The sequence below is a fragment of the Flavobacterium panici genome (genome assembly GCF_024499525.1).
Classification (GTDB): Bacteria; Bacteroidota; Bacteroidia; order Flavobacteriales; family Flavobacteriaceae; genus Flavobacterium; species Flavobacterium panici.
Window position 1 is genome coordinate 1,863,938 of sequence record NZ_CP100437.1, and the last position, 12,141, is coordinate 1,876,078.

General features: G+C 32.7%; 6 protein-coding genes. 2 read left to right on the forward strand and 4 right to left on the reverse strand.

The window, feature by feature from the left end; translation table 11 throughout:
* Positions 1–25: 25 nt before the first annotated feature.
* The 3 genes from cdd to porU all read right to left on the reverse strand — a co-directional run bounded on the left by cdd (position 26) and on the right by porU (position 5,668).
* Positions 26–508 carry a cytidine deaminase gene (gene cdd, locus NLJ00_RS08205; protein ID WP_180856307.1) on the reverse strand — a complete coding sequence of 161 codons (483 nt, stop codon included), beginning with the start codon at positions 506–508 and terminating at the stop codon, positions 26–28.
* A gap of 76 nt (positions 509–584) precedes the next feature.
* Entirely contained in the window at positions 585–1,790 is a 1,206-nt protein-coding gene (gene porV, locus NLJ00_RS08210; RefSeq protein WP_256636855.1) for a type IX secretion system outer membrane channel protein PorV, read from the reverse strand.
* A gap of 41 nt (positions 1,791–1,831) precedes the next feature.
* The gene (gene porU, locus NLJ00_RS08215; protein ID WP_256636856.1) at positions 1,832–5,668 is read right to left on the reverse strand and encodes a type IX secretion system sortase PorU; all 3,837 of its coding nucleotides are present in this window, start codon (positions 5,666–5,668) and stop codon (positions 1,832–1,834) included.
* A gap of 213 nt (positions 5,669–5,881) precedes the next feature.
* Between porU and gldJ the strand changes: the two genes are divergently transcribed.
* Both gldJ and NLJ00_RS08225 read left to right on the forward strand, forming a co-directional pair.
* Positions 5,882–7,567 carry a gliding motility lipoprotein GldJ gene (gldJ, locus tag NLJ00_RS08220; RefSeq protein WP_180856381.1) on the forward strand — a complete coding sequence of 562 codons (1,686 nt, stop codon included), beginning with the start codon at positions 5,882–5,884 and terminating at the stop codon, positions 7,565–7,567.
* 100 nt (positions 7,568–7,667) lie between these two features.
* Positions 7,668–8,954 (forward strand): UDP-N-acetylmuramoyl-tripeptide--D-alanyl-D-alanine ligase, encoded by a 1,287-nt coding sequence (locus NLJ00_RS08225; RefSeq protein ID WP_256636857.1) that lies wholly within the window; start codon positions 7,668–7,670, stop codon positions 8,952–8,954.
* Between the two features lie 36 nt (positions 8,955–8,990).
* On the opposite strand, the gene NLJ00_RS08230 is transcribed toward NLJ00_RS08225, so the two are convergent.
* Complete coding sequence (locus tag NLJ00_RS08230; RefSeq protein WP_256636858.1) at positions 8,991–11,861, reverse strand: triple tyrosine motif-containing protein; 2,871 nt, start codon at positions 11,859–11,861, stop codon at positions 8,991–8,993.
* Between the last annotated feature and the right edge of the window lie 280 nt (positions 11,862–12,141).

The window sequence follows — 12,141 nt, forward strand, 5'->3', positions numbered from 1 at the left end:
TTAAAAGGTCTTTTTTGGCTTTTTTTTACAAGAACTTTTTATCAAACATAAAAGGGAGCAGATTTTTTAGGGATGCCGATTTGTAAACTTCGCCAATTTCGCCCATAAAATAAATTTCAATAGGGGTGTCTTGTTTGATTTCATATTCTGCAATCGACTGACGGCAAGAACCGCACGGTGGAATTGGAGCCTGAGTTTGATTTGTATCTGAAGCGGCAGTAATTGCCATTTTTAAAATTTTGGCTTCGGGATATGCGCTTCCTGCATAAAAAATTGCTGTTCTTTCTGCGCATAATCCTGACGGATATGCGGCGTTTTCCTGATTAGATCCTAAAATTACTTTACCATTATCAAGAAGTAAGGCGGCTCCAACTCTAAATTGTGAATAAGGAGCGTACGCTTTTTTACGAATTTCGATAGCCTGATTCATTAAATCTTGTACATCTTGAGAAAGCTCATTGATGTTATCGTAAATAGTGAACGATGATGTAATGCTAATTTCTTTCATTGTTTTTATGGGAAAAAAAATCCAAATTCCTAAAAAGTTAGAAATTTGGATTGTAATTGTTTTTTATATCGTTTGTTTAATAAACTTCGTATTTATCGCCAAAGTTAAAAGTTAAAGAGAAACGAAGTGTATTTTCTAAAGGATTTTTAACTTTTGATGCCGAAAATAAGTAAGAAACATCAACTTTTATAATATTGTATTTAAAACCTGCGCCTAAAGAGAAGAATTGTCTTGCACCTTTTTCAGGGCTTTCGTGATAATACCCTAATCGCATTGCAAACGAATCCTGATACATATATTCTGCTGCTGCGCTATACGTTATTTCTTTAACTTCTTCGCTAAAACCTCCCGGAGCATCTCCAAATGATTTGAAAATTCCTTCAACCCAGCCAGTGTCTTTGTATTTGTTATAGCTAATTGCGTTTGCTTCAGTTTGAGAAATATCATCCGGATCTGTAAAATCTCCGTCTCCGTTTGCGTCAAATGGTGTTCCTGGTCCCGGAGGAGTTGGAACTAATAGTTTAGTAAATTCAGCACTAACGCTAACTTTGTTATAGTCATCTAAAATAAAATCAAAACCTCCTCCTAATCTTAAATTAGCCGGTAAAAAGTTTGAGCTTAAGTCATCATTATCATAACTGATTTTTGGACCTAAGTTTTGAACGTTGAAACCTGCTCTCCATCTTCCGTTAAAATCGCTGTATGCAATTTCTTCTGATTGATAAAAACCAGCTACATCTACAGCAAATGAACTTGCTGCCGAAGCGTCAACTTCACCGGAAGGGATTTTTAAATTTGATCTGATATATCTACCCGCAACTGCCATCGAGAAAGTCTCGCTCAATTTTAGAGAGTAGGATCCGTCTAATGCAAATTCATTAGGGCTTACTTCTCGGGTAGCTTCATTTGGGTCTCCGGTTTCTCTTAGTTCAATTCCTCCAAAACCAAAATAACGAAAACTTGCTCCAAAAGCACTTTTATCATTGATTTTGTTGTAGTAGGTTAATTGACCAAGCGAAATATCATTGGCAAGATCTGTTAAATACGGGGTGTAACTAATTGAAAGTCCTTGTGCATCTTCTGCGAAAGCATATTTTGCAGGATTCCATTGTTGTGAAAAAACATCTGAAGAAGTGGCAACTCCCTGATCTGCTAAACCGGCTGCTCTTGCATCGGCTGCGACTAATAAAAAAGGAACTCCGGTTGTAATAGGTTCAATGTTTTGGGCTTTGGCGAAGGAAATTACTAATAAACAAATTAATAAAAGTGATATTTTTCTCATTTTTGGGAATAATGGTATTTATGTTACAAATATATATAATATTATAGAATGACAAGTTTTTCGTATTTTTCTGCTTTTTTATTTGTTAAGTTTGATTTTACAGTCAGTTTGTAAATGTAAACTCCTTTTCCAATTCGGTCGCCAAAATCATCTTTCCCATCCCATGTTATTTCCCTTGATAAAAAGCCTTCAGTCGTAATGATCTGGTTTTTTGTCCAAACCACTTTGCCTGTAATTGTCATAACCTGAACCTGAACATCTAAAGGTTCATATGGCCTGTTATGTGAAAACCAAAATTGTGTGTATGTTGAAAAAGGATTAGGATAATTGAGCACGTGTGTCAATTTTAATTCTTCGTCACCAACCACAACAAATTGTATTTCGCTTGTTACGGGATTGTTATAAACATCCCATGCCGTAAAACTAATGGTGTGCAATCCGGCAGATAAATTTCGTAACGGAAAACGTAAATTTCCATTCGTATAATCATCTAATTTTGTCTGATAATAATCATTCAAAATATATGGGTTGCTTACGTCTCCATCCAAAACTGCTATGATGTCATGACCAATTCCGCTAGCTGTATTTATACCATTTTCATCTTCTAAAAACGCTAAAAGAAAGGGCGATGCATTTGTAATTCCGCCAGATACAAAAGTTTCATCGTTCATATATAACTTAACTTTTGGACTTATATTGTCCTGAGGTGCATTTTCATTTATTCCTCCAATTTTTATGATATTATTATAGCCCGATTGATTCTCAAGTGCTTGGCTTTTTTTAGCATAAAAACTAATTCGGCCATTATCAACAGGAATACGAATATCTCTTGGTACAACAAAGCTAAACTCAAACTGACCGTTGGTTACAGAGGCATTCCCTCTAAATATAGTTTCTCCAAGAGTTTTAAATGACATTGCAGGGCTATATCCATCATTATTTAATGTCGAAGACGTAATCATTTTATCGAAAATAGCTGTGGCAAGTTCTCCATTATAATTGCTTAAAAGTACATTGTTTTCATCTGTAATTTCGCCCGAAATTTTAATTTTTGATAAGGATTTAAAGTCAGGAATTGGCTGAGAAATCACAATATCGTTTACTTTCGTTAAATTAATTCGTGGTTTCGGAATAGCTAACATCAAAGCCGGATCTCCTATATATACTACAACATTACTTGAAGAACTTGGGTTTTCATTTTTTGAAATTCGAAGCGACTCTGCAATACTATTATATTGATTAGAGCCGTATGAAAGCAGATTTTTGCTTAAACTGTCATTGAAATTTTCAGCATTAAACTGTCCGATAGTCCGAATTGTTGTCAGCATCGAAATTGCACCGCCCTTTGGATTCCAAAAAGTATATTCGCCGGCAGTTGGTCGGGTAGGATCGTCAAATCGTGAAAATTCGCAGGTAATGGTTATAAATAAAGGATATTTGTATTGATTGTTCAGGTTTTGCCCGTCTGATTTTTCCCAAATTCTTTCACCTGCTAATCCGTCTTCACCTCCATGGCCTAAATAATTAAAGACTAATGCACCTTTTTCAAAAGCATTAAAAATATCTGTTCTCGCTTTTGGATATCTTGATCCGCCCGCAGAAGCTTCTTGAGTATAAGCATCTAAAAATATCTTGTCGATATTTAAAAATGGCTTTTCAACAGCAATTAAATCAGCTAAAGTATTTTGACGTGATTGTAATGAAGCGTCAGAACTTTGATCAGCATCATCACTGATTAAAACAAAATTATTTCTCCAGTTTCCGTATGATTTTGTATCGTAATATTCTAAAACTTTATTAACCATTTCCTGTGCTTGCGTATTGTCAGAAACTAACATTCGGCCAACAGCAATGTCGATTCCTCCAAAAGGATAAGCCACAATTCCTTCATTAGCATCCATAAGTCCGAAAAAGTCATCAGAGGCAAAAGACGCTTCGCCAGTTGTGTTACTGCTTAAGGATTGATATATAGGTACAATATTAGTGTTGTTAGAAATTCGGTCTTTATAATCGTAAGAAGCATCACCAAATAAGTTTACATATTTTATTCTTTTATTAGTAGAAGATGCATTGTCATATATATAACGTATACAATTTCTAATAGCGGCAATGTCTTGTTTTCCTGATGAAAATTCCTGATAGATATCTTCTAATGAAATAACTTTTACAGTTAGATTGGAATTAGTTCGATGAAAATTAGCCAGTCTCTCGGCTTGCGATGCTAAAGACCTTGGGGTTATAATGGCATAATCAATATCCTGAAAACTGTTTTGATTGTTTTTTAAGAGTGTTCCTTTTAAATTTTGATTGGCAATTTTTGACTGGCTTTCTTTTAAAGGAGTGTAATAATCAGCAGGATCAATGGCGATGTAATTTCTAATTTCACCCAGATTGGCTTTAAAACTAAAAGAGGCTTGATTTGCATTTTCAACTTTTGATACATTATATAGGTCTGTAATGTCCCAAATTTGAGAAATTCCCGAAGCATTTCCTATAGTATAATTTACAATTCCCGCGGTTGAACCTGCTAAATTGTATTGAAATTTAAATTGTTTACCTGTTCCTAAGAGTTTTCTTTTGGCAATTAGATTAATGTAATCTAAATATCCTTTTGAGCCCGGTACACCATTATTATTATAGGTAAGTTTTATTTTTACACTTTCGGCACCTGTAAATGTTGTGTTTGCAGGAGTTTTGCTGGTTACATATTTAATTTCTGAACTAGCTGTTAAGCTTGCAAAATTTAGGGTTGCGATGTTTTGTCCGTTTGCAGCAACAACAAAAGAAGTTGGAGTAAAAGCGGCCGAAGCGGCGTTTAATTCAATTTTTACTGGTACAGTTGCATCCAGATTAGGGAAATTAAAGGTAAATTCTTGTTCCTGATTTATATCGAATGATTCTCCAAGCCATTGACGTCCCAAATGGACAATATTGGTTTGGTCAATTTCGTGATATTGATAGTCATCAAACGTGTTCAGTTCCAGAGTACTGTTTGCTGTTGGCTGACTCAGGTTTGCAATTCTTTTTCCGTCATTTCCTGATGTGGTAACATAATAATAAGACCTATTACTGTATAAGTTTAAATTAGTCTGGCTTTCATCGTTCCATTTATCCAAACCTTCGGCATAAAATAAGATATAATCTTCGTTGTTAAAAGTACCGTCACCTTCGCCAATAATTTGAATGGCATTTTCGGTTAAATCTTCCGGATAATAAGAGTTGTTGGCTAATGGAACCATTCTTCCGCCATTTCCATAAATTTTAATTCTTCTTGGATCAGTTTTTCCTGGATCAAAACCTAAACTTTGTAAAAATGCCCGTGTAATTTTATAAACACCGGATTTTTCTACATAAAATCGATACCAGTCTCCAGAGGCTAAAACAGAATTAGAAATAATCGCTGCTTTTTGAAAGACCGATGAGTTGCTGCTTTTTGCTGAAGAATTATTTATATTGTAAGAAAATGATCTGATTCTTTTATAGCTATTTCCGTCTTTTATAATAGGATAGAGAGACAGAAATGCTTGTTTTGTGTCTCTCGAATTAGTGATTTTTATCGTTTCGGTTATCTTATTCGGAATGTTTTCCATAGCTATATCTCCTAAATCAGTTCTCGAAATAGGTTCAAAATTTATATTTGTAATTTCTACAGAACTATTGTTTGCGACGTTTGCCTGATTGAGATTAAGCAATAATGTTATGCTTTTTTTTGTAATGTCGAAGCGAAAAGCGTTTCCGGAAAAGTAAGGAATAATAATTTTGCTGTCGCCGTAATTCATCTCTTTTTTACTCTGCCAATCGAGCGTTAAGCTCCCATTTATCTGGGAAAATGATAAGATAGGGAGTAGAAAAATGTATAGGATTATGGCTTGTTTCATTAGCTTAAAAACCGAAATTTAATTAAAATAAAATTAGTAAGTAAAAATATAGTATTTCATGTTACAGTAAATAATAAAAAGTATATTTTTGCGTTCGTAACTATAGGTTATTTTCTGGTAAAAAACAGCTAAATAAAATTATTAGAACAGATGTTGCTAATTAAATGTTAATTATTATATTGCAGCACCTAAATTTATCACCTAAGAATGAGTATGAAAGTAAACAAAATTGTAGTCTTGCAATTAATGATGTCAATGGTATTGATGTTGGGCACGGCTAGTTGTAGCAAAAAATCGAGTTCGAGTCACGCTTCTAGAGCAACAGGCTGGGATGTAGATAGTCAGAACGGAACAGCTGCTAGAAATGCTGGGAAAAAACAACAAGCTGGACCTGGTTTAGTTTTTGTTGAAGGAGGTACGTTTACAATGGGTAAAGTACAGGATGATGTTATGCACGATTGGAATAACACGCCAACTCAACAGCACGTTCAATCATTCTATATGGATGAAACTGAAGTTACGAATGGTATGTACTTAGAGTACCTTGAGTGGTTGAAAAAAGTTTTCCCTCCAACAGAAGAAAATTACAAAAATATTTATGAAGGAGCATCGCCAGATACTTTAGTTTGGAGAAATCGTTTAGGTTATAACGAAACGATGACTAATAACTATTTAAGACATCCTTCTTATGCTGACTATCCTGTAGTTGGTGTTAACTGGATTCAGGCTGTTGAATTTAGTAAATGGAGAACAGACCGTGTAAACGAGGCTGTTTTAGAAAAAAACGGATATCTTAAAAAAGGAGCTAAAACACAAGATGTTAGTGCAGAAAGCTTATTTAATACAGAAACTTACTTGGCTTCTCCAACTACTACTTATGGTGGAAACGAAGAGTTAGTTTTAAAGAAAAACCCAGCTGGAAAAAGACCAAAAGCAGGAAAAGATGGTGTTGTACCTGAAGAGCATAATGTTTATGCACAACGTTCTTCTGGTGTAATTTTACCAGAATACAGACTTCCTACTGAAGCAGAATGGGAATATGCTGCTGCTGCTGATGTTGGACAAAGAGAATATAACATCTACAAAGGACAAAAGAAATATCCTTGGTCTGGAGATTATACTCGTTCAGCTAAACGTAAAAACAAAGGTGATCAATTGGCTAACTTTAAACAAGGAAACGGTGATTACGGTGGAATTGCTGGTTGGTCTGATGATGGTGCTGATATTACAAATAAGGTAAAAAGCTATGCTGCAAATGATTTCGGATTATACGATATGGCAGGAAACGTAGCAGAATGGGTTGCCGATGTTTACAGACCTATTATTGATAATGAAGCAAATGATTTTAACTACTACAGAGGAAATCAATATGCTAAAAACAAAATTGGTAAAGATGGTAAAATTGAAATTGTTTCGACTGCTTCAATTAAATACGATACTTTAAGTAACGGTAAAGTGATTGCAAGAAACCTTCCTGGAGAAATTGCTCAGGTTCCGGTTGATGAACAAGAAACTTACTTAAGACAAAATTTCAGTACAAGCGATAACATCAACTATAGAGACGGAGATAAACAATCTTCAAGATTCTTTGACTTTGGAGAGTCTGAGTCTGGACCTAAACCTGATCAGGCAATGTACAATTCTCCTAAACATAACGTAACAGTTGATAGTTTAGGTAAAATGATTAGAAAATATGATAACTCTAGTAAACGTACTACTTTAATCGATGATAAAGTAAGAGTTTACAAAGGAGGATCTTGGAGAGATAGAGCTTACTGGTTAGATCCAGCTCAAAGAAGATATTTTCCTCAGGATATGGCAACTGATTATATTGGATTTAGATGTGCAATGTCTAGAGTAGGTGCTAAAACTGAAAGAAGAAAATCACCAAGAAACTAAAGTTTAAAAAACTCAATAAAAAAATTCCAAATTCCATACTGAAATATTCAGATTTTGGAATTTGGAATTTTTTTATTTTTATAATTTTAAAGTGTTATAAATGAATATTCAGGAAATTCATAACTTGTTTTTAAAATGCAGGTCTCTTTCAATTGATACTAGAAAAATTGAAAAAGATTCTATGTTTTTTGCTATAAAAGGCGAAAATTTTGATGCAAATACTTTTGCTAAGCAAGCGCTTGATTTAGGTGCTTTATATGTTGTTATTGACAACGAATCTTATTTTATTGACGAGAGAACGATCTTGGTAAATAATAGCTTAGAAACGCTTCAGGAACTTGCAAAATTTCATCGTACCTATTTAAAACTGCCTATTATTGCGCTTACAGGAAGTAATGGAAAAACGACGACAAAAGAATTGATAAATGCTGTTTTGTGTCAAAAATTTAAAACTAAAGCGACTATTGGGAATTTAAATAATCATATTGGAGTTCCTTTAACATTGCTTTCTTTTACAAAAGAAACAGAAATTGGAATTGTTGAAATGGGAGCAAATCACAAAAAAGAAATCGAATTTTTGTGTGAAATTGCACAGCCTGATTTTGGTTATATTACCAATTTTGGGAAAGCACATTTAGAAGGTTTTGGGGGTGTTCAAGGTGTTATTGAAGGAAAAAGTGAAATGTATCAATACTTAGCAAAAAACAATAAAATTGCTTTTGTTAATCTTGAAGATGCTATTCAAATTGAAAAATCAAATGGTATAAAATCCTTCACTTTTGGAATAAATAAAGAAAACGCAGATCTAAAAATTAAAGATATAAAGGCAAATCCTTTTGTGGTTATTGACTATAATGATTTTACGGTTGAATCGCATTTAATAGGACTTTATAACGCTAATAATATCAATGCCGCTGCCGCAATTGGAAAATATTTTAAAGTTGATGACGCTGCGATAAAACATGGAATAGAAAATTATATTCCAGAAAATAACAGATCTCAATTACTAAACAAAGGTTCTAATCAAATTATTTTGGATGCTTATAATGCAAACCCAAGTAGTATGGCGGTTGCAATTGCAAATTTCCTGCAATTGGAGAATCAAAATAAAATTATGATTCTGGGTGACATGTTTGAGTTAGGGGAAGAAAGTCCGCAGGAACATAAGCTAATTGTAGATTCTTTAGGAAATCAAAAAGAATCACTTTGTTATTTGATTGGAAAGTCATTTTATGAAAATAAAATTGCGAGTGATACAATTCAATTTTTTGAAACTTTTGATGCTTTTGCAGATTATCTAAAAAGTATTCAATTTAAAGATAATACTATCTTGATAAAAGGATCGAGAGGAATGGCTCTCGAGAGAACTTTAGAATATATTTCTTAAACATAAAAAGGCCTTCTATTACAGAAGGCCTTTTATTTATATACTCATTAAAAAACCAATTAGGTTTTCCTTTTTATTTAATCCGAGTTTTTTTCTCAAACGATAACGGGCTAATTCTACTCCTCCGGTTGAAATATTCATAATTTCGGCAATTTCTTTGGTAGACATATTCATTAATAAATAAGTCGATAAATCGAGTTCACGAGGTGAAATTGTTGGATATTTTTCCTTTAAACGTTTTAAAAACTCAAAGTGAACATTCTTGATGTGTTTTTCTAAATCTTTCCAGCTTTTATCTGTATTTACCTCTTTTACAATGCTTTTATTTAGTTTGCTGACTTGGAACTTAGTGGAGTCGTCCAGCGCCTCGACATCAATTTCTTTTAGTTTGTGAATAATTCCATTTAGGATTTTGTTCTTTTTTACTACTTGTAAAGAATTGTTGACTAATTCCTTGTCTTTTGCTAAAATCTTAATTTGCAGTTTATCGTTTTTTAATTTTTCGATTTCTTTTTCAAGATCATATTGTTCCTGTCTAATTCTGGATTCTTTTTCAAGATAAAGTCTTCGCTGTTCAATAGTTTCGTAATATTTATTCTTTCTAATTTTCATTTTAATTCGACTGGAAATTACATAAATGGCAATTATTAATAGAATAAAATATAGCATAAAAGCCAGAAAGTGCCTGTACCAGGGCGGAGAAATAGTAAAAGATATTGTTGACGGTTCAGATTGAACTCCATAACTGTTTCGCACTTTTACATTCATCACATAATCACCTTCACGAAGGTTTGTGTACTCCTTAATTGAAATAGTTGACCAGTTGCTCCACTTTTCGTCAAAAGGCTCTAATTGATAAGAAAACTGCACGTTTTCAAGGTTTTCGTATGTTGGAGACGAAAAAGTAAAGCGAACATGATTTGACGAATAAGGAATTCGGATGTTTTCGCTCTTGTTTTGATTGTTTCCAAGAATTATTGTATCGCCTGGGAATGAAAAGCTGCGAACGAATGCCTTTGGTTTCGTTACAAAATTATTTAAAAGTTCAGAATCGTAATGTGCCAGACCATCTGTTAGTCCGATAAAGATATTTTTAGAATCAATCGTATTTACCGAAAGATAATTAGTAACTAAGTTGCCGGTTAGGTTAGAAAATGGTGCAACGATATTTTTATAACCATTGTTTTGTTTCATTAAAACCCCTAAAGACTCATCATAGGCATACCAAAGATTGGATTGTGAATCTTCACTTAATGCATTTATAACCGGAATATTTTTAAAAAGACCGGTTATTTTTTTGTCTTCATAAAATATTTCCTGTTCTGAAGAATATTTATAAAAATGATTATTGGTTTGAAAGTATATTTTGCCGTCAATTTTTTGAATACTTCCTATATTTTTAAACTGAGGTGTTAAATGGTCAATTTTTTTGATGCTTGAAAATCTAGTTAAATCCTCACTTAAAGACATTTTATAGATAGATTCATCTTTTTTAAGCCATAAATAAGATTGATCGAGCTCAAAACTATTTGATGATTTATCAAATCCCGCTACTTGATTTTTAAATGAAAGCCCGTTTGCTGTTTTTTGAAAAATGGCAAATCCGTCATAATTTGATCCAATATAAAAGCCGGGATGACTTGGAATTTTCTTAAACCCAAAATATCCTTTTGAATCTATAATATTGGTGACTTTTCCCCCTTTAATTATTAATGCTCCTCTGTTATTGGCGCAAATTAATTCATCGTCGATAACTTGTACATTCCATGATTGGGCAGTTGTTCCTTCAACAAGTTTAAAAACATCTTCCTTAAAACTATTATTCCAGGCATGATAAAAAACACCCTGATTGGTTGCGACATATAAATTGCCTTGATGAACAACAGATGCATAAACGGTACTAATGTCATAACTAAACCCAAAATAGGTAAAAGGAGAACTTTCATTAACATAAGTAATACCATTATCCAGCCCAAGCCAAAGATTGTTCTTGTTGTCAATAAAAGAAGTTAAAACCGTGTTGTTTTGAAGGCCTTTTTTTCTATTAATATGCTGAATGATCTTACCGTCAAAATCGCAGATAGCAATTCCATCCAAAACCGAATTTAAAACAATGAATTTATTGTTTATGAGAACACCTCCAAGTGAATTGTTTCGTTTTACAAAATTATTAGCTTCAGTATTCCATGGTGTTAACGTGTTATTTTCGTAAATAAATAAGCCTTTTTCTAATGTAATAATTAAGATTTTGTTTTTGCCTATAGAATACATAGCCCAAATCTCGGTGTTATTTAGGCTCGTAGTGTTTGGCAGCGAATAAAGCTTTCCGTTTTTATATTCTAAAATCCCTTTTTCTTCATCTTGAAAGTAAAGCTTGTTATTTACTACAAATGAGAATTGAAAGCGTTTAGGGGCTTTTAGTATTGATAATTTTCCTTTTTTAAAGATATATGCCCTGGCAAAAGATTGAAAAACAGTTTGATTATCTATGGAATGAATTTTCCATATAAAGTCAATGATCTTAATTTTGTTCTTATCAACTTTTTTAGATAATGATGTATATTGAAGTTTTCCTTTATTATCTGGTTGAAAATACCCAAATTCATTATAACCTCCCACATATATCTTTCCCGAGTTGTCAATTTTTAAACATCGTACGGAAGTTAAATTTGGCAGTGGATATTTCTTCCATGAAGAGCCGTCAAACTGTAAAAGACCATTATTGTTAGCAAAATATAAATTCCCATTCTTATCCTGATCAATATTCCAGTTTTGTGTTCCTCCTTTGTATTCATTACGCTTGTAATTTCTTACATCCGGTAATCCGATGTTTTTAACCTGCCCAAAAAAGGTGATTGTGAATAATGTAAAAAAAGTAATATAAAAATATGATATTGTTAATTTCATTAATTATTCGATTTAATTTGTTTTTTAGATTGTAAGTTGTTTGTTTTTAGGTATTTAAGAGTGTTTTTTCTGTACTATCACGTTGTAGAAAAGCATTTCGTTCATAAAAATAAGCAATCTTATATAATTGTAGTGTTTATTTTTTCAATTAACATTTTCATAACATCTTATTTTTTGTTTTTAAATATCACTATATTAGATATTTATAAAAAAAATGATGTGTTTTTGTAATGTATAAAATTTTAGTTTGATGTGTTTTTGTAATGAAATTTAAATGTTG